At 41.9% G+C, this 20935-nt stretch carries 12 protein-coding genes; all 12 read right to left on the reverse strand.

Annotated elements, in window-relative coordinates; all coding sequences use genetic code 11:
- Positions 1-53: 53 nt before the first annotated feature.
- The 12 genes from NZ875_05925 to NZ875_05980 all read right to left on the reverse strand — a co-directional run bounded on the left by NZ875_05925 (position 54) and on the right by NZ875_05980 (position 20931).
- A complete protein-coding gene (locus NZ875_05925) occupies positions 54-1871 on the reverse strand; it encodes an ABC transporter substrate-binding protein (protein ID MCS7175273.1) in 1818 nt (605 codons plus the stop codon).
- Between the two features lie 387 nt (positions 1872-2258).
- Positions 2259-4130, reverse strand: a complete 1872-nt coding sequence (locus NZ875_05930) for a glycoside hydrolase family 127 protein (GenBank protein MCS7175274.1) — start codon at positions 4128-4130, stop codon at positions 2259-2261.
- A gap of 2 nt (positions 4131-4132) precedes the next feature.
- Positions 4133-6082, reverse strand: coding sequence for a glycoside hydrolase family 127 protein (locus tag NZ875_05935; protein ID MCS7175275.1), 1950 nt, complete (start codon positions 6080-6082; stop codon positions 4133-4135).
- 25 nt (positions 6083-6107) lie between these two features.
- Positions 6108-9122, reverse strand: a complete 3015-nt coding sequence (locus NZ875_05940) for a GH116 family glycosyl hydrolase (protein MCS7175276.1) — start codon at positions 9120-9122, stop codon at positions 6108-6110.
- The gene (locus NZ875_05945) at positions 9112-11451 is read right to left on the reverse strand and encodes a glycosyl hydrolase-related protein (GenBank protein ID MCS7175277.1); all 2340 of its coding nucleotides are present in this window, start codon (positions 11449-11451) and stop codon (positions 9112-9114) included. Before NZ875_05945 ends, NZ875_05940 begins: the two co-directional genes overlap by 11 nt.
- A 10-nt stretch (positions 11452-11461) precedes the next feature.
- A complete protein-coding gene (locus tag NZ875_05950; GenBank protein ID MCS7175278.1) occupies positions 11462-13864 on the reverse strand; it encodes a hypothetical protein in 2403 nt (800 codons plus the stop codon).
- A complete protein-coding gene (locus NZ875_05955) occupies positions 13842-14573 on the reverse strand; it encodes a FadR family transcriptional regulator (protein ID MCS7175279.1) in 732 nt (243 codons plus the stop codon). The genes NZ875_05950 and NZ875_05955 overlap by 23 nt, the downstream gene beginning before the upstream one ends.
- 7 nt (positions 14574-14580) lie before the next feature.
- Positions 14581-15303 carry a carbohydrate ABC transporter permease gene (locus NZ875_05960; protein MCS7175280.1) on the reverse strand — a complete coding sequence of 241 codons (723 nt, stop codon included), beginning with the start codon at positions 15301-15303 and terminating at the stop codon, positions 14581-14583.
- Between the two features lie 124 nt (positions 15304-15427).
- Positions 15428-17596: a sugar ABC transporter permease gene (locus NZ875_05965; protein MCS7175281.1), complete on the reverse strand. Its 2169-nt coding sequence runs from the start codon at positions 17594-17596 to the stop codon at positions 15428-15430.
- Positions 17597-17643: 47 nt separating this feature from the next.
- Positions 17644-18915: a sugar ABC transporter substrate-binding protein gene (locus tag NZ875_05970; GenBank protein ID MCS7175282.1), complete on the reverse strand. Its 1272-nt coding sequence runs from the start codon at positions 18913-18915 to the stop codon at positions 17644-17646.
- Between the two features lie 141 nt (positions 18916-19056).
- Complete coding sequence (locus NZ875_05975) at positions 19057-20082, reverse strand: DUF2961 domain-containing protein (protein ID MCS7175283.1); 1026 nt, start codon at positions 20080-20082, stop codon at positions 19057-19059.
- Positions 20083-20088: 6 nt separating this feature from the next.
- Entirely contained in the window at positions 20089-20931 is an 843-nt protein-coding gene (locus NZ875_05980; protein ID MCS7175284.1) for a carbohydrate ABC transporter permease, read from the reverse strand.
- Positions 20932-20935 lie beyond the last annotated feature (4 nt).

Genomic DNA, 20935 nt, shown 5'->3' on the forward strand with positions numbered 1-20935 from the left:
CACAGCCCAGAAATGGAAGAACCCCGGCCCCTGGGGGAGGCCGGGGAATTTTCTTACTTGCCAGCCGCTTGTAAATCAGCAAAAACTTTGGTAGTAGGTATCAGATAACCACCCTTTTCCGTCGTTTCAAACCAAGAAGGAATAGGTTGTGGTTTGCTCTTCGGAGATATTCCAAACAGTGTTGGCAGAGTGTTGGCATGCCATGGAGATGGTCTGAACCAGTATGGATTCTCTTCGGATGGCCATTTGATCCAGAATCTTTCGGAGTATTCATACCAGTGAGCGGTGTAGAACGCAGGAACACTCGGCATATCCCTGTAGATTATTTCCTGAATCCTGTAGTAAGCTTTCTTTCTGACCGCAGGATCGAGCGTTGAAACTGCCGAATCGAGTAATTTCACGATCTCGTCATTGTCATACCTTTCCCAATCTCCAGCCCAAGTCACTTCACCCACAGGTGCGGAAAGCCTCTTGTCGAGAACAAATCTGTAGATGTTCAGCGGATGATCGAAACCGGGACCGACACTCCAAGAGATTATGAGATCGAACGTTCCCTTGGTCATTCTGTCCGCCCAAACTGAAAAGTCTGGAAATTCTGTCGCAACATCTATCCCTATCTCTCTGAGGTTTTTAGCTATCATTTCACACATCATCATCCAATCAGTCCAACCATATGGAACAGAGATCGTGTAGGGTCCCAGCCTCGTACCATCGGGTGATACTCTTATGCCGTCTCTACCTTTCTTGAAACCCGCGTCATCGAGTATTTTGTTGGCTAGACTGAGGTTTGTCGGAACCCTTCCATCAGCAGTCCCGAACGTTTTTTTCGCAAGCTCGTAATCGATGTACTGCTTGTTCGGTTCGAACAGATCGATGACCATCGATGGATGAGCTTGGCTTCCGTATCCAAAGTAAGCTTTCTTCAACATCTCACTGTATGGAACAGCGTAAGCTATGGCTTTTCTCACCACTGAATTGTTCAAACCAGGTTTGGTGTTGTTGATGTAGACAAAACCGACACCATCTGGCAAATAATAAGGTTCTTTCTTATACCATGTCCCGATCGGAAGTTTTTTCTTCTCCCACAGTTCCCACACGCTGGGTATGAACAAACCAGCCCAGTCGACGTCTCCTTGCTCAACCGCGAGGCTCGCTGCGGGGTTATCTTTGTAAATCACGTGCGCGATGTATTTGGGTCTCGGGAGACCAAATATGTCTTTGCCCCACCAATTGTCGATCCTTTCGTAAATCACTATGTTTGGATCATAGTAGAACAGCTTGTAAGGCCCAGAGACCACCTGCTCTTTGGGATTATCGTTGACCCAGTCTCTTATGTTCACACCTTGAGCTTCAAGTTTTTCGTACACATGCTTCGGCATAGGATCTGTACCTAGAGAGTAAGAGAGGAACTGGAAGTAGTTCAGATTATCTTGCCTCGCTTTGAACTCAACGGTCTTTGTGTCCACCGCTTTCACATACTCGATGTAGTCACTCCAACCGGTCCCAGGGCCTATTCCGAGCTTCTTCGTGAGTTCAAAAGTGTAAACATAATCGTGAGCCGTGATGGGAACACCATCACTCCATTTTGCTTGATCTCTGATCTTGATCCGTATGGTCTTATCGCTCACAAAGCGATAGCTTTCTGCGATCATCGGAAGCCATGCATCTCTTCCAAGATCGTAGATGAACGCTGGCACGAACAGAAATTGGTCAGTTCCCCAAGTGGACTGTGCTGCATACAGATTCCAAGTCGTGGCCGGCCCCCAAAGTGCACCAGCCACGTACACCGTTTCTTCCCTGGGTAGAGACACCTGGGTGAAAGTCAATGCAGTGAGTAAAACTGTTAACAGTAAAACAAAGAACTTCTTCACGAAGCATCCCCCCTTTGTGAGAGTTTTCACCAAACATGTTGGTGTTTATTCACCGTAACAATATAGTTGAACAGAACGTGTTGTTGATACTTTCCAGCAACAAAGTTTACTCTACATCCACGAAAAACAACAAGATTGTTTTTTCAGAAAAATCATCGGATTTGATCCGAATAGCACGTAAAACATGCTCATATCTCTTGAAATTGAAATTAATCTTTCATTTTCTTAGTTTAAAACATGCTTTCGTTTCGAGGCACGGAACAGTTCATGGATTCAAGAAAAGTAATGTCATCACGTAGGAGTAAAATCAGTTAGGAAAGACTGTACACTAGTGAACCATGCTGCTACAGAATCTTCGCGAAGTTTCATAGACACATTTGAATCGAATTACTCAGCAACGTTCAACCAAACGACCATTGGTCCCTGCTCTCTGTTCGCCCAAAGATGGTATGGGACAAGGACGATCTCGCCAGATTTGAGTACCTTTCTTTTAGAATAAGGTTCATAAAGAGAAGATACCTTTTTCCCCTCGGCACCTTTAACTTTTATGAAAAGTGTTCTGCCCAAGATTGAATCGAAAGCAGTGTACACATCGCAGACACCAACTGGATCAACTGCAAACGTCCAGACGTCTATGGATGGATTATCAACTTTCTCCCCGCAGAACAGAATGGGGCCCCTCATAACAGCAACTTTACCAACGTTCTCACGCACGTATGGATGACTCTTCATGAACCTAACGTTGAACGGTATGAACAGTGAAACGACGTTGGCACCGCTCCAAAGTCGAGTTACTCTTGCGTATCCTTTGTTCAAGCTGACATTCTCTGGAGTCCCGTTCACTTCAATAAAAGCTTCGTGAGCCCAAGCAGGTATCCTCAGCATCAAATCAAAATGAACAGGTTCTTCACACTCTAGAGTTATCTCAACATGACCATCGAATGGATAATCCGTCTGCTGAGAAATCTTTACGCGCTTTCCTTTCAAAAAGAACTCACAAGCACTCTGTTCGTAAATGTGCAACCAAACAGAATCGTTAGATACAGTGTAGATATACCCAGGAAGGCTAGGTAAGAAACGAGCGAGGTTCGTCGGACAGCATGCACAATTGAACCAATCTTTCCTTCTATGCCTCCCAAGATCTTCCAATGGATTCACATAAAAATAATGCACACCGTCGGTAGATATACCCGAAAGCAAACCGTTGTAAAGAACCTGCTCCATGGCATCGGCAAACTTGGCTTCACCGGTTGCTAGGAGCATTCTCCAATTCCACATGAAACTGGCGATCGATGCACAAGTCTCAGCATAAGCCCTCCTGTTGGGTAACTCGTATTCTTCTCCAAATGCTTCTCCTTCATAACGTGAACCGACACCACCTGTGATGTACACTTTCTTCGTCATCATGTTTTCCCACAGATTCGTCAAAGTTCTAAGGAAATCTTTGTTCGATGTCTCAAGATAAAAATCTGTAGCACCACAGCAAAGATAAAGCATTCTGACGGCATGTCCTGTAACTTCTGTCAACTCCAAAAATGGCCTGTGGTCTATGGTGTATTCTTTGCCACCTGCGAAACCGTGCCCCCTCTCCGCGATGAAATAATTCGCCAAATTGAGAAATTCAAGATCTCCTGTTTCTCTGAATAACTCTATGAGAGCCATTTCTATCTCTGGATGACCGCAAGTTCCACGCTTTTTTCCAAATCCAAAAACATTCTCTATGTGGTTTGCCAACTTCAACGCGGTATCGAAGAGCTTCCTCTTTCCCGTCACTCTGTGATGTGCTATGGCCGCTTGTATCAAATGGCCTGCACAGTAGAGTTCATGCATATTTGCTAGATCGGTCCATCTATCTTTAGCCCGCTCGAAGGTGAAATAAGTGTTCAAATATCCGTTTTCATCCTGAGCTGCTATGATTTCGTCAATCACATTGTTCAACAACTTTTCAAGTTTCTCTCTGAGGGCTGGCTCTGCATACAAAAGGGCGTAAGAACAACCTTCCACCCACTTGTAAACATCCGAATCGTTGAAGAAATAACCTTGGAAATCTTTCTTCATTTTTCCACTAGCTCTTCTGAAATTGTCTATCCGACCGGTGCTTTCCAAAAGATCATACTGAGCAGGTATAGTGACCTCCAACGCTCTTTTCAAATATCTAGCCAAATAACCTTCAATACGAACCTGCTCAAGGGAAAGTGGTCTGAAAACAGCGGCAGGACTCTTTTCACATCTCGTGATGTATGTATATGTTTTATTCATGATCAACCCCCCAATTTCACATAGGGAAACTCTGTGATTCTCAGTGCCGTACATCCATATGGAACTAGTTCCACTTCGTTAATCCCATTTTCCTTAATATGACTTTCATCAACCTTTGGAGGCTCGGCTGCCGAGCCATTCACTAAAGTCCACTCAGGAACCTTGAATGCTTTGAGCCGGATTTTTATCGGAGTATCCTTGGAATAGAACGGAACACTATTTTCAGGTATGGTCGTTTTGATCAATTTGATATCTTTTGAAAGGATCAAAGCGTAATTCCAATCACTTCTTGGGTATACTTCGTAATCTGCAAACGGCTCTTTACCCTGTATCTTTTTCCATTCTTCCTTTATTTTCAAACTGAAGATCAATGGTCCCCGCTGCAGGTAAACTGTATGGTCCGACCAGGAGACTGGTTCAATTTCAAAGTCAAATTTTAATCTCACTTTACTCTTACCTTTTGGTATCTGAAGCACGACAAGAGGCTGATTTAAAACCTCCTTCCTTTCACCGTTCAATACTATCAACGTTGATTTGGACCAAGATGGTATTCTCACTGCAACACGAATATCTTTGGATGAAGAAATCGATAAGGTGATCTCATCATCGAATGGATAATCTGTTTCCTCAAAGATTTGACAACTATGTCCATCCGGCCAGTTATAGTTCAGCACACATGGAGCGTAAACTACCGCAACAAAACAATCGCTTTGATCAAGCATGAAAAGATTTTTAACCAACTTTGGCCAACCTTGATGCATGTTGGCTGTGCAACAACCAAAGTTTGGTTCTAAACCAAAGATGTTCGAATCATCGTTGTTATTGTACCAATTTCTTTTTTGTACGGTGCACAACACTTGGTTAACTTGTTGATCGTACTGATGTGCATAGAATTCAGGCCTTATAGTGGCAGGTAGTGCATTGTAGGCGACCTTTTCCAGATAGTCTGCAAACCTTGGTTCGCCGAAAACTCTGAACAGATTTTCCAGGCTGAACATGAATTCAACAACAGCACAGAGCTCCGTCCCCTGAGTAGTCTTCCTTCCGTTCAAGTGCTCATCTCCACTGAACATACCGTTTGGCTGACCGTGGTATTTCATAAGATTTTCGATGGCTTTTAACGCAACTTCGCGGTAGCGTTCATCATGTTTAATTTGGTATTTCATCGCTGGTTCTTTCAAAGCCATTGCGACATTCACAACGTGTGTCGTATGGTATATGAAAAACAATCTTTCAACCTCCTGCTTCGCAAGGCCAAACTCTTCAGGATGAGAAAGAACCTTTGGCCAACCACTATAAGATTTGACTTTGGCCATGAGATCTTTCGGAAGGTACTTTTCTGTTCGCTCAACGTAAGGAAAATCGTTGAATATCTCCGACCAGTTGATCGTTTGATTGAGTATTAACTTAGCCAGGTCGATCAAGAAAGGTTCTTTGACCCTGTTGTACAACCAAAAAATGGAAATCAAGTTTTCAAAACCTCTAGCCCAAGCCCAGTGCTCCAACGGTTTAGCTTGCAGCGCTGAAGATTGATATTTAAAGTAATTCGACATGAACTTTATGACTCTAGGATCTTTAGTTGCTTCATGATAACTTATTAAAGCCTTCAACATGACCATTCTCGGCCACCAGTCAGGGTTGGTCCTCGGTCCGAAGAATCCTTCCGGATCTTGTCCGGATAATACCGAATTCATCCATTTTTCAGCTTTCTTGATTAACCAGTCTTCGCCGAGAATGTAGGCGAGAGGAACAAGTCCATCACAATAGTAAGGACCCCTTTCCCAGTCTTCACCATCGCCTCCCAACCAAGCACTGTTTGAAGCTACGCTGGGCCAGATCTCCTCTAAATGACCTGTGAGCCCATGCATCTGTAACTCTAGTTGCTTTTTGAGCCATCCAAGAGGCTTTATGACACCCAAATCGAGCTCTTGGAACCTTGATTTAAGAGTCACACTCAAAGCTCTCACCCCTCAAGATCTACCGCATCGTTATCGAAAACAAATTGTGCCCGTTTCGTTCAACCTTGTTTATCTTGAAGACCACCTTTTCATCATCTATCTTGAGAACACTGGGTAATTCTTTCAGCAGTTCCCCGACGCTGGAGGCCTCTACAAGGATTTCATAGACTTTACCCAGTTTATTCATTGATACTAATCTGAGCTTTCCTGAAGGATTGAAGGGCACAGGGTCTCGTTCGATTGCATAGAGTTCAAAAGGTAATCGATATGTCACAACTGCACTCATCTCACTGCAAAGAATTTCAGGTACATCGATCCTCGTGGCGAATAAACCTTCGAGCGTACTGAAATTCACCTTCGAGCCGTTGACGACAACTTCGATTTGATAGGCCTGCTTGGGAATCCAAAATGAGAGACAACTCCTGATTGGCTTGCTACAATCCAGTCGGTACAGCTCATTCCAGAAACCTTTCGAAACCTCGTGTCGTTCAAACGATAAATTCATTAGGACTTCTCCGACTTTGAGATTTCTTGCAACGAACTTGCTAATATTCCATGGAAACTGTGGAGATAAGCTGACCGAAGAATTTGGGGCATCCGCAACGAAACCAAGCATCCCTTCGACTAAAGGTTGTATCGCCATACTTTCTGACCATGCTTGGTGTGGACATATTCCAGAAGGCTTGTATATTTCTCCATGGTAAACTTCACTTATGTAACCTTTGGCGAAGTATTTCGCATTGGAAAGATTGGAAAGCAAATGACTAAAACCACTCAAACTGCCTCCAACTTTGAACTCTGCAAGACTCACCCAACCTGTGAATAGCGGCCAAACTGTTCCTTCGTGGTAACCGTTTGGATTATATATTCCAGAGCTCTTTCCTATGATTCTCACGCCCCAGTCTGTCGAAAAATCGTTCGTTGCGTATGGTATCACTTGATGCTTCGACCTTTCAAAATCCATTGACCCTAAATATACTGCAACGGCTGTCATCACAGTGAGGTAATTCAATTTCTCTCCGTTATCCCGTATTCCCAGTATGTAGAATCCCGTCTCTTGATCGTAGAACTTGCTCAAAGCTGATTCAACTTTTAAGAACGCTTGCTCAGCTTTCTCCAATGTTCTATAATCTTGGACAGTCTTTGACATCTCGATCATCCCTTTAGTGGCGGCTAACCAGATAGCATTTAAATAAAGTTCTGCACGAGATCCGTACAACTTGCCTCCCTCTATCCAACCGTGCCCTTCGATCTTGTTCTCGATCAAGCCGTCTTGATCTCGATCAGTCGAGAGACAGAATTCGAAAGCCTTCACAACATTGCTCCATATACTTTTCAGAAACTCCACATCGTTAGTGTGTTTCCAGTATCTATGAACGGTCAACAGAAAAAGCGGTGTCGAATCTGCTGCATCATAATGAACAACGCCACTGCTGGTCAATTCGTGGAATATCTTTCCATCCACCCTTTGGTACTTCATTAGCAGCTCCAGATTTCTCTTCACCGTCACCCAATCTCCAATATCGAGCAACGCCAAACTTACCCATTCGCTGTCCCGCCCAAAATACCACGCATAACCTGGCCTAGCTGAGAACCAACCTGGTTTACTGTTTGCATAGCCAGCCATCAAACCTTCACCTAGAGAAGGGACTGCTGTGAAAAATTTTATAGTACCTAACTTGGCACATTCGAACATTTTGTCCAAGATTGCATGGTCCGACTCTATCTGCAAAGTTTTTTCTAGATACTCTTTCACGAAAAGATTGTAATTCCTTAATTCCTGTGTAAAATCTACTACGTCTGGTATTTCCTCAGATTCTATGAAACCTGCCAAGCATATAGATAAACTTCTGTGAGCGCTCACCAGCAACTCTATTTTCAGGCTCTCCCTTGTCGTATCCCAAAGGATTTTTATGGGGGAATTCACCTTGAGAAAACCGGAAAACATACCATCACTTGTTTGAAACAACAAAAGACCGTTTTCTTCATAATAGTTGAACGATCTACCACAGTTGAAGGCTTCATCAAAAGGCCACATGATGCGTGTATCTGACTCAAGTTCGATTTTCACATCGTGTTGGCGGTCATCTTCGAATTCCATTTGGAACATGGCGAGTGGTTTGTCAAGACTGACGAACGATACCAAGCGCAAAGAATCAGCTTCGTGAATAACTCTGTCTGCATAGATCTTATGGTACACATTCAGCTCGCTGAAATTACGACCATCTATGGAGAAGTTAAGCCTTTTCAGAAACCTGAACGGATGAACCCAAATCTCATCGAAGATTCCATTTTCTCTAAGGTTTACAAGAATTCTCCTACCACAAAGATTGGTGTAATCTGTTCCTACACCTTCGTGTATCAATAAACTCGGATTGACGAACTCTTCTTTCAAAGGTTCAATAATCAAATTCAACGATTTCAATGAATGATTCAACATCGTTCTATTCTCACAAATCGGCCAAAAATGGGCTTTTGAACCAACTGTTGTCAGGTATTTGAGCACATTATTTACAAACAGTTTTGCTTCAGCCAAACAGTACTTCATATGAGGACTTTTGAAGTTGAGATAACCTCCCACGCACAAGATTCTCTTTCTATCATTGAATTCATATTCCCATACGACGGGATTATCCCTCATGACAGAAATGTATCTCTTCTCGACAGCAATGATTCTTGCTAGAGAACCATCATAATAGAAAACTGTTTCATGATCACTCGAGGTCAAAAGATAACTGTAAAAACCACCATTGAGATTTTCAAAGAGCGGATGATTCTTATAAGCTTGAAAGCCTCTTTTGTCCCAAGGATCTTCAGATCTCACGATTTGACAACTTCTTGTAACATCTCGATGCTCGAGTAATTCAGTCACAGTTCGCACAGCCTGACCATAAAAGATCATTGGAACTCGGCCCAGCATGTTTTGAATCAATCTAGGGTCAGCTATGTTGTGAAACCATAACACATCAGCTGATTCGGGATCATTCACGAACTCCACTTCATCCATCACTACGTCGTGATTCTCACTTTTCATGAGGAAAATTTTCACTATCGATCCACCTCTTCTTCTGATACTTAGACCAAACATATCTGAAATCATCAAGGTTTTGTTCAATACGAATCGGTAGCTCATATTTCAAAGTGACTATCTCGAATGGTTTAAGGATCAACTCTTTTTCCAACTCTTCTATTTCTTCGCCGAGCAAGTTAGTTTTCTTCACCTTAGTGTATGGAAAATTCGGTAAGATCTCGATCTTTTGATTCTCTTCTTTTGGATTCCAAAGTCTTACAATTATGGAGTTATCCTGAACGTAGAGAGCACTCATCTGTATGTTCCCAAATATCTTGAAAGGTTGAAAACAATTAGTACCTTGTTGCTCACCAACGATGGCTGCGGCGATCATAGGTCTGTTGAACTCCTGTGCCAATTTCAAAGGATCCTTTTGATCGTCGAAGCTGAAACCATACCTTGTCTTGACTTTCCTTGCAAAGTTTTCCTCATCCCAAGGATCATAAAGATAAAGCACACAGTAGACTTTCGAACCATCACGTATGAACCCGTGATTACCTACGTGGAGGAATAAAAGGTTCGTATGATCACTGAGAAGTTGCACAAATCTGAGGCTTGCAAAATGATTCTTTATTTTCTCAAAGAACTTTTCTGAGGTCATCCAACTACCTTTTGGATAGTAACGATAGTGTTCGATAGATGGTAAGGCTTCTTCTACACCGAAGGGATAATCGTATCGAACATTTCGCAGTTCTTCCCCTGTGTGAAGTTCAACCATGAGAGCCCCAACATAACCAGGCTTTGGTTTCTCGAGAAGCTGAATTTCTGCCTCGACTTCTATCCAACTGTTCAACTCCCCAAACTTGATTCTTTGGTCACACAAGTAAGGCCCTATTCTTGTCCTTAAGCAAATTTCGACCAGGTCTGGAAGAAGTCTTCTAAAAATTGCGGGATCGATAATTTGAGGTTCATAACCTGCGCAACACAGCTTGTTTAACTCATAAATGTTGCTTTCCAATTTCGTTCTTATGACTGCCGTTGGGAGAATCTCGTACCTCGTGCCACGCCAAAACACTTCAATGTTTTCTTCACGAATCTGAACGTGTATTTCTGGTTGGTTCGACTTGTTAACAGCGCAAATGCTCAGTGCTGGAATTTCATTTATAGCTGCGATTTCGTTGGTTTCCTGTAGTTTCGCATATCCTTTTCTCTCCCAGGGTAATGGATTAAAAACACAGATTTCATACTTGCTGTTCATTATTTCTGAGAACGTTTTCATGTACCTCTTGAGCACTGATTCAATGAATTCAAGTGCTGTTCTCAAATAAATCTTTCCCACATCACCGCAAAAACCTTCGCACTCGTCTATATCATGAGCCTGAGAGATCATCAAAAGCCTTTGTGCCTCTTCGAATTCCCAACTCGGGTAGTCTAACCACTGCGGTGACAGACCATTCAAGTACGCTATCGTTGCCAAGGCTTGGGCATCTAATAAGCTGTGCTCAACTTTTCTCCTTTCTATTTGTAAAGTGTTTCCGTTTTTTCCAATCGATAAACCATGATACAGATCCGCCAACTTGAATGAAACCGTTTTCTCTGGTCTTCGAAAAGTTATCACGTCACTCGGTTTTACAGGTTCAAATTCGAAAAAATCTTGCAATTTATTCAATTCACTTTCGATCAGCTCTGCTCTACACATCCACTTCGGTGAATTCAATAATTCTAACCATTGAATCAATATCGGCTGTGAGTCACTCTCTAAAGAATCTTTTATTGACTTCTCCAGATCCTCTGGCCACTGGTGTACACACAGATCTGTGAAAGTGATGGCAGCTATTTTTGAGCCGTCCCTTCCTTGCCACAGAACAGTTGGTTGTTGAAACTTTGGAACGTAAGGAGTGTGCCAGGTTTCCTGAAAGAAGAAGCAGTACACTTCGTAGCCTGCTTGAAGCATTATCTGAGGAAGTTGTGGAAAAAAATAGAACTCTTCTTCCCAAAAAAGTTTTGGTCGGACTCCAAAAAGCCTTTCACAAGTCCTGACTCCAAAAACGATTTGCTGAATGTTGCTTTCCTCGCCTATAAAAATCGGATAAGGTTGAGTGTAAGTACCTGCGGCTATTTCAATCTTCCCTTCCTCGATGGCTTTTTTGAGTCGTTGAAACGTTTCTGGGTGTTTCCAAGCTAAATATTCGTAACCGATAGCATCAAAATTGATCGCACCTTTCAAATTATTTTTCTCAACTAATCTGAGCATTTCTATTACAGAATTCTCAAGTGTTCCCAACCCCCACATCCATTCCATATCGATCCAGTGCATGTGGTTCCCAAAGGTATAAAGAATTCTCTTTTTCATTTGAATTCCCTCACTTCGAAACAAATTTCATTATCAGCTCTTCGATATCGTCAATTGTTACTTGAAAAAGATTTTCTTCGACTTTTTGTACGGGTAAATCTGGCTCAACGATCAAAGAGTATATGGGAGGGCAAAACACGTAAATAGTACAGTTAGACACATTGGAAAATTTGATGGTTGCAGAGTGCTTATCACTCAGGAATTCAGCCTGGACTGGTCTCCAAGAACAGGATCCAAATCTCAAGTTCGTATACTCAAAAGAGTAGTCAACACCGCTCAATCTATAATCGATCTTTTTGTTCTCTTCGAGAATGAACTCGAACGCCAATTTGTTTTCACTCTTTGAGTGTTTCTCGTCGGTCAGGATGGAACCAAAGAGGGGTTCTTTTAATTGGAAGATAATCCTGACCGGTTTTTTAGATAGATTTTTGAATAGATATGAACAAACATCGCCTCGTCTTTGGAACTCTATGCTTACTCTGGCTTCTCCGACTCTCACGTTGTCAATGACATACCTTTTCCAATGAATTGGTATCCTTGGGCTGAACTTCAAGACGAGTTGTGTTGCATCTGTTTCTAATCCGAAGAGTCCTTCCAAGATAGCCCACAAAATCGGTCCTACAGAGAAAAGTTGGTGTGGAACTGCCGTCACTACAGGAACAAAAATATCCCCTGAAAAAAGCTCAGATAAATGTGTCGAACCTTCTTCTACAAGGGCCCTGACAGCACTTTTGATGATCTGCCATCCGACGAGATCGTACCCCGTTCGGTAGCAAGACTGTGCAACAAAACCATTTATGAAGTACCAAATACTCCCCAGATTGTAATTTATTGGATCGTAATGTTCACAAACCTCTATCGATCTTGCACCCCATCTCGTCATGACAGTGCTACTGGATATTCTCTCGATGAAAGCTTCCGACCTCTTCGGATCGAGAACAGAAAGAGAGATAGCAAACGATGGCCACGGTGTCAAATGACCAAAGAGTTTTCCATCGCTGTTTATTGACAGATAATAAGCTTTTGATTCTTCTCGCCAGAATGTTCTTTCAATTGAATCTCTAACTCTTTGAATCTTTTTTTCAAGTTTTTCACAAATCTCTGCTTCCTCTATTCTGGCGAAAACATCTCTCAAACGCTCAATCGCAGCCAAATAAACGGCGTTTGTGTACAACTCATATTTTGGTTTTCTAAACTCGCTTATCTCCAACGCACCAAGACCTGCCTTGAGGTTCACAACCAAACCTGTTTCATCACACATCGTATCGTAGAAGTCGCACGCTTTCATTATCTTGTCCTTCATGGATCTGAGAAAATCTGTATCACCAGATCGGGTCACGTAATGCGCACAAGCTAGAAGGAACCAAGCAGTGGTATCAGCATGGAGAAAAGCAAAGCCCTTGTAATTGTTGAACCAATCTATAAGACCATGAGATTGAGAAATCTCATGAGGAATTCGTCCTTCTGGATTTTGATAGGAAGCATAGAATTCAAGGTTTCTTCTGACAGTTTCTATATCACCGTAATCACACATGGCTAACGAGTTTATGGATGCATCTGCCGCGAAGAACCAAGCAAAACCAGGCCTTGTGGATTTACCAGAAGGTCCTATCCCAGCGACCAACGCTTCCCCTAAGTTTGGATTCTTGATCAAGCCTTTCAGCAGAGACAGTTTACCCCAGCTGAAAAATTCATTCAGATCTTGATCTGGTGTTTCTAATCTCACCGTTTTCTCCAGGTAAGATCGATAATACTTTCTCGCTTTTTCTATCTCTTTGTGAACGCTTTTTTCTGAGACGAGTAGGTCCTGAAGAGTTTTTTTGCTCATGTTCCCACCTATTACGCTTACAGGGAACTCCTTTTTTCCTGCTTCGATCCGAACCTTGAAACTATACATTGTTTCAGCGAAGGCATGATCACCCTCTTTTGAAAACTTCTCAGCTCCAGGCGCGCGAATCATGGCTGAAAACGAATCGGTTGGCTCTGATATTACAAATCCTCCAAGCTGATCTGACCAGTGACAATATTGACCACCTATCGCACCTGGCCACATGAGGTTCAATTCCGGTTTGAAATGAAAAATCAACTCCAGATCGACTGAAGAAGTGATACTGTATAAAACGAAACAGCCTGGAAAATCTATGGGGGAGAAAATGGTTTCATCCACACAGAACAAAGGGTGCGCATAGTGGATGGTTACAGACTCGGGTTTGAAGAAAATATCAATGGCAAATCCTTCTAAAGAAACAGTTTCAAGCACTTTTGGCAACCAAACGCTTGTCCTGAAATTACTGAGCAACTTCACCGGCCAGCTCCAAAATTCCAAACCTTGGCCGAACCACCCCATGACACATGATCTCTTTCCAACGCTCTCTAAGTAAAGTCTTGACTTAACTCTTAGAAATCTTGTCACAATCCTTCACTCCTTGTTTTTGGACGTAGTCCTTCACGTCTTCAATATCGAGATCTATGATTTTCTCATAAACTTCCAAAGCCTTTGTTAGGTCTCTCCTTACGATGCTGTCGCACAACTCCTTGTGATAGGGAAGACCACGATCACCAAAATCTTGTAAACCAAGGGGTGAGTGCCAGAGTATGCCAAGTAACGAAAAGAGATTTTCGAAAACCATCTGAAGAATCCTGTTGTTGGCTATTTCGAATATCTTCCTGTGAAACTTTTCGTCCATTTCACTGAGTTTTTCATGACTCTCGATTGATCTTTCCAAATCCGCGAAGGCTGTTTTTAGTTCTTCGAGCTGTTCCTTGCTAGCATTTTGAATGGCAAGTTTTATAGCTCCACTTTCTAAGCACCTTCGAACTTCCAATAGTTCCAAAATGTCTTTAGGGTTATCAGAACATACTTTGAGAGGTATGTTGAAAGAAATACTGAGACCATTTTTCCTCAACACATAAGTTCCACTACCGTGAATAGTTTTCGTAACACCTTCCAATTCTAAGACCCTGAGAGCTTCTCTCACGATGGTTCGACTAACTTGAAACATACTCGCTAATTGATATTCCGCAGGCAATTTTTCCATATCTTGTTCTAATATCAACTTTTTGATGGCTTCTGCAACGAGGAGAGATTTTCTTTCCTTCACGGTGTTGTTGATCTTTACCACCTCTCTTTCATTCTTTCATACCAGTCAATGCTATACCTTCGACAAAGTATTTTTGCGCTATGAGAAACATGACAATTATTGGTAGCATCACAACAACTGCTGCTGCCATTTGGTATGGCCAGTTCACTTCGAACATGGTCTTGAAATACGCGATTCCAACCTCAACTGTGCGCATCTTCTCTGTCCTAGTCACTAACAAAGGCCACATGAAAGCTTTCCATGTGCTCATGAAGGCAAATATTCCGAGTGTGGCAAGTGCTGGTTTAGAGAGAGGAAGAACAATCCTCCAAAATATCATGAGCTCACTAGCCCCATCTATCCTTGCAGCATCCTCTAAGTTCTTAGGTAAAGTGAGGAAGAACTGTCTCAAAAGAAATGTGCCCCAAACACTGAAAAAAGAAGGCACCGTTAAAGCCCAGTAGGTGTCGATCCAGTTCAGTGATTTCACGATCAGAAATGATGGAATTAGAGTTACAATTCCTGGTATCATCATCGTTGAAAGAAAAATCCAGAAGACAATATCTCGCCCTGGAAAACTTAACCGCGCAAAAGCGTATGCTGCCATAGAACAAAACAACAATTGTATGGGTACCACTATCATAACCATAATAGCAGAATTTAGAAAGTATCTACCAAAGGGAACCAACGTCAGAGCGTTTTTGTAGTTTGACCATTTCGGTTGGTCTGGTATAAACTTCGGTGGGAAATGGAAGACTTCCATTTTATCCATTAGAGATGTTGAAACCATCCATAGAAAAGGTATCAACATCGTTAGAGCTACAAACAATAATACAGCATAAGTTATAACACTACTGATCATTTTTTTTATCTTACGATTTTTATCATTCATAATCTCACTCCTCGTAGAAAGTTTTTCCCATCAATCTGAATTGAATAAACGAAGCTATGAAGATTAGCAAGAACAGAAACCAAGATTGTGCGCTGGCATATCCCATCCTAAAACCCTTCCAAGCCGTGTTGTATATATGATAGACAAATACGTTCGTGCTTCCCGCAGGCCCTCCCTCAGTCATGACATAAACCGGAGTGAAAATCTGGAATGAGCCTATAACAGACGTTATGAGAAGAAAAACAGTCGTCGGTTTAAGCATGGGTAAGGTTATATAAACGAATTTATGCCAACTGTTTGCTCCATCAAGATCTGCCACCTCGTACAAATAACTTGGTATACCTTTCAAACCAGCCAGATATATGACCATTTGATAGCCAAGATTCATCCAAATTGTCATGATCATAATGGACATCATCGCGGTTTTCGGGTCCGATAGCCACCTTTGAGGAGGGATTCTGAAGATACCAAGAAGGTAGTTCAGTAATCCAAATTCTGGGTTGTAAATCCATTGCCAGACAATTGATATAGCCACGAAGGAAGATATAGAAGGAAGAAAATAAAGCAATCTGAGCAAGTTTATACCCTTTATCCTCTTGTTCATCAAAAGTGCTACTCCCAATGAGAGGGCCATACCTATCGGCACATTCAGCGTATAGATTGCTGTGTTTTTCAGTGAGCGCATGATATCCTTATCTTTCAAAACGTTCATGAAATTTTCAAAACCAACGAACGGTTTCAATGGATCTACCATGGACCATTCATGAAAACTGAGATACAGTGAAAATGCTATGGGAATCAAGAGCCACATCATGAACATAGAAATTCCAGGTAGCAGGAATGAATAACCTTTCATTGTGTTTCTAAGCACCAATTTATTATCAATGTTTTTTACAAGAAAATCCAAGATGAAGAGCATGAAAGCAAGACAACTCAGAACAACGAAGAAAACAAGAACCAGATTCTTTCCTTGAGTATTGACTCTTAGAGGCAAATATGTTAACTTTGTTTCTCCAAATTTAAACGTGAAGGTCTTCAAACCACGTACGGAATGAAAAATTTCATCTGGAGCCATCTTCGAAAGTCTGTCCATGTCCTTTTTCAAATTGGCCATGATCGTAGTTGAAGAAGCTATCAACTTCTCAGAGCCATCGAAAATAGCCAAGTTGAAAATTTTGGTGAGATCTTCCAAATCTCCCGTCTTTTGAGTGCATTGTTTCATGTAGGTACGTAACGACATAGTAAAATCCCTGACGGCTCTTTCCGAAAATTTATCCAAATTTCCTTTCAAGAAGAAGGTGAGAAGCAAGAAAACAGTCAAAACTATTAAGGAACAAATTCTAGATGAGAACAATGTTTTTTTCGCTAATAAGATAACGAAAGAACAAAGAATCACCAAACCTACCCCAATAGCTAACAAAAAATATATGACCTGTGCAATCTCGGCTTTGACGTTTACCATTTCTGTACCAACAACGATAACACCTTCAGCATGCCAATTCAAATAGTCAAGAAAAGGTGTTGCAGCTATTATATAGTGCTTTTTTCCAGATCTCACTGAGGCAGAGACGGGGTTCCAAGCCGATTGGGCAGCCTTCAGTGTTTTTTCAGGAAAAGGTAAGTTTATGTTAGTGCCGATATTCACCATTTCTTTCGTAATATTAGAAAGGTAAGCGAAGCTGTGATTCACGTGGTTTAATTGATCGGACACATTTTCTTCGTAAACAAAAAAGGAATCAAAGTTCATGTCTTTAGCTTTTACAACGCGCGCGATTAACTTAGAGTTCTCCACAATAATCATTGGAACAGGATCACCTGTCATCAAATTGAACATGAGATCTTCTGTAAAACTGATGGTTTTACCGCCTGAACTCAATGGCTTGCCAGCTTCATTAACCACATACATGAACGAATCTTTCTCATCCATAACAGTATCGACGATCTCACCGTGAAAGAACTTTTCAGCGTTTTTTGAGACTTTTTCTCTTATAGCTTGCAGTGTGGACCGTATAACTTTGGAGATTTCCTCAAGATTTTCAGCTTTCACAACTTGAACGGTTTTGAAGAAGAAATATCCTAAAATAAATGAACAAACAACAATCAAAGTACACAAAAATAGAAGAAAGATGATTTTCACATTCATTGCTTTTTCTCCTCCCAAAAAATACTTCATATTTCAGGAAAAGGTGGTGGCATAAGCCACCACCTTGTTGATATCCGCTAGCGCCCGAAAACCTTTGCTTCGATTTCTTTCACAGCCCAATCTAATGCTTCTTTGACTGGTGTATTCAAGGATAAAATTTTATCTATAGCTTGCGCAAAGATGTCTTCAGCTTTGTACCAATCAACTACCCTGCAACCGATCGGCAATCTCGCAGTTGGTACTATTTCGACAAATTTTTTCTCAACTCCCCATTTGTCTTGAGCCACGAGCAATTCGTTGGTTGGGATGTGTCCTGACAATTCGATTCTAGCCTCAAGTACTTCGCGTTTCTGACCTTCTGCTCCAGACAACCAAGCGACAAATTGCAAAGCTTCCCTCGGATGTTTTGTCGTCGACATTACACTCCAAGCGGTAGCATATATAACAGTTTGACTCGATTTTGCATAAGGTCCCTTTGGTAATCTGACGACACCAATTTCCAGAGTTCCTTCTTCTATGTACTTTCTCATTCCAAAGAGCGACCAATGTCCACTGACATAGAAACCTATTCTGTTAGTGTAAAGCATGTTACCAAGACCACCGAAAGCAGAAATCACGTCTGGTTCAGGCGCCACTTTGTATTTTTTTATCAGATCAACGAAAAACTGCACAGCTTCAATTGTTTGCGGACTGTTGAGGTAACCCGATACCGTCTTGTAATCCGGTGAGATGATCTCTCCACCATAAGACCAAATCATCGGACACAACTGGTAGAAAAGTCTGCCAACATGTGCTCCATATTGATCGATTTTACCATCGCCATCGAAATCCTTTGTCATTGCTTGTGCCATCTTGAGAAAGTCGTTCCATGTCCAGTCATCGCTTGGTTCAGGCAACCCTGCCTGCTTCAAGAGCTTCTTGTTGTAATACACAACCATTGGGGTAAAACCTTTCGGGAGACCAAAGAGCTTTCCATCTGGTGAGGTGAATATCTCGAGCACATTGGGATAATACTCTTCAATGTTGACTCCTAAAATCCTCAAATACGGTCTGATGTTGAGTGGGACACCACGTTCAGTGAATGTAGGCATGTAAGGCGCATCGAGAAGGAAAACATCTGGAGGATTGCCAGCGGCGATGGATGCAAGTAGAGCTTGCGTGTAATTCTCTGGGTAAACCTCTGGAACGATTTTTATATTCGGATACTTCGCTTGGAAAGCCGCCATTTTTGCATTCGCATGTTTGATGTCCTCCTCGCCGCCACCCCAACCAGTCCATCTGAGTTCAATGACTTGCGCGATCATGAGAGCTGCGACCAAAATCATAGCCACCATGAAGAACTTACGCATAGAAACACCTCCCCATATTTTGAAGCATACTTGTCTAATAAGTAGACAAGTATGCAACTTACAATATTTATTGTACTCAGCAAAACCCCTCTCTTTCACAAGTAATGTAACATTCCTGTAAAATTTTCCGAGAAATTCGAATCATCTTGGCCACCTTTTTTCAAGCTCTAAAAGAGCAGGGAAAGTTGTGTGAGGTTCAATCTGGTACCAATAAGCCACAGAAGTGATATCATCTGTCAAAGGTTGAAAAGTTCCATCAGGCCACCATCCGAGAGTCTGAACTGTAACTCTCAGGGTTTTTCTGAAAAAGATTGGATCAAATATGTGCCATCTGTACATGACATGCTTTGGAATTTGTCCTTCCTGCTTTAACCAAAGAGGATATCCCAAAAAAGGCGTTGAATAGGTTTTTCCAAAACCCCAAGCTCCTCCGAAGTAATCCTCGATGCCTGTGTAGCATATGCTCGGATTTTCCTCACCATCTATGAAGAACTTAACTTCACCTTCTCCCCACCAACCGTTTGAAAGTTGTTCCCATGCTATAACGGTTCCAATGTACTTTCCTCTACCTTCGACACCATCTAAAATCACGTGTTGTGGATTATCTCTAGTGGTCATACTTCTACGCCACTGCGAGTGAAAGTAGGTCACGTCATTCCCAAGTTTCTTTTTAACAAAAGATATTTGGTAGAAGAAATATGGTATGTCATTCTCGCTCTGATTTTCGATTGTCATCCTCGCTCTTTTTTTGAAAGGCATGGGCCAGTACGAATTGAATCCACCAGAAGGATTCACAGAGATGGGTAAAGAGTTGACCTCAAATCTCAATCCGAAGCAATTAACAAAGAAATCTCCCAGCGGTACTTCTACAGATGGTACATTTTCATCATCCCAGTACATCCTCAAAATACAACTTCTGTAAGCTTTTTGATCTACTGTCATCCAAATGTAAGTTATGACACCAGGACCTTCAATGTCAGCCAGCAAAGTTTCCTGTTTAACCCTTAGGGAGATACATGGCCTGACTTTCCATCCTCTTCCAAGCCTTCTCGCAGGATTCTCAGGACCAGGAATCTCAAGGGCACCTCTGTTCCTGCCTCCGGTGGGATTCTCAGCTGATACGGAAAATGTCTCCGCATCGGCAAGCTTGTAAAACTCTTCAAGCACTGAACATCACCTCTCATAACCCGAAGATAGTTTTATGCCCTGAAGGAGCCACTTTTGGGCAAGAAAGTAGATCACTATGAGAGGTATAGAAGAAAGAGTAGCTGCAGCGAGTTGAATCGGATAATCAATTGTGTATTGAGTGGTGAACATAGCTATGCCAATTTCTATCATTCTCATCTCCTTGCTCCTTGTAACTATGAGGGGCCAGAGAAAAGATTTCCATGTTCCAAGGAACGTGAAAGTTGCTACTGTGGCAAGAACAGGTTTACACAGAGGGAGCACAATCCTCCAAAATATAGTGAACTCTGAAGCTCCATCTATCCTTGCAGCATCTTCCAAACTGTTTGGGAGTGTGAGCATGTACTGTCTCATCAAAAACATTCCCCATATGTTACCAAGCGAGGGAACTATTAAAGCTAAGTACGTGTCTATCCACCCGAGGTTGCGAAGGATTATGAACCCAGGTATTAAAGTTACAACTCCTGGTAGCATCATGAAGGCTATGAATATTCTGAAGATGAGATCCCTACCGGGAAAATAAAGCCTTGAGAGTGCATATCCTCCCATGGATACCACTACGAGTTGCCCCAGAACGACGGAAACGGCAACAAATACTGTATTGAAAATGTATCTGCCCCATGGTTGAGACTTCCACATCTCTATATAATTTTGAAATCTAGGATTGGAAGGAAACAGTTTCGGTGGAAAACTATATATCTCAAACTGCGCCATGAGAGATGAAGAAACCATGACTATGTATGGCAACAACGTTGAGATGGCTAGAATCATTAGGATGAACATAATGAAAAGTTTCAGCAGGATTCTTACAGATTTCCTTTTTTCCCTCATATCA

Origin of the sequence: Pseudothermotoga sp. (genome assembly GCA_025060105.1) — a bacterium.
In the GTDB taxonomy this organism is placed as follows: domain Bacteria; phylum Thermotogota; class Thermotogae; order Thermotogales; family DSM-5069; genus Pseudothermotoga_A.

What these genes read in the sequence shown, in the direction of transcription:
- NZ875_05945 (MCS7175277.1), bottom strand. Translation starts at nt 11,451, where the DNA reads ATGAAAAAGAGAATTCTTTATACCTTTGGGAACCACATGCACTGGATC.
- NZ875_05960 (MCS7175280.1), bottom strand. Translation starts at nt 15,303, where the DNA reads ATGGATAAAATGGAAGTCTTCCATTTCCCACCGAAGTTTATACCAGAC.
- NZ875_05970 (MCS7175282.1), bottom strand. Translation starts at nt 18,915, where the DNA reads ATGCGTAAGTTCTTCATGGTGGCTATGATTTTGGTCGCAGCTCTCATG.
- NZ875_05940 (MCS7175276.1), bottom strand. Translation starts at nt 9,122, where the DNA reads ATGAAAAGTGAGAATCACGACGTAGTGATGGATGAAGTGGAGTTCGTG.
- NZ875_05965 (MCS7175281.1), bottom strand. Translation starts at nt 17,596, where the DNA reads ATGAAGTATTTTTTGGGAGGAGAAAAAGCAATGAATGTGAAAATCATC.
- NZ875_05980 (MCS7175284.1), bottom strand. Translation starts at nt 20,931, where the DNA reads ATGAGGGAAAAAAGGAAATCTGTAAGAATCCTGCTGAAACTTTTCATT.
- NZ875_05930 (MCS7175274.1), bottom strand. Translation starts at nt 4,130, where the DNA reads ATGAATAAAACATATACATACATCACGAGATGTGAAAAGAGTCCTGCC.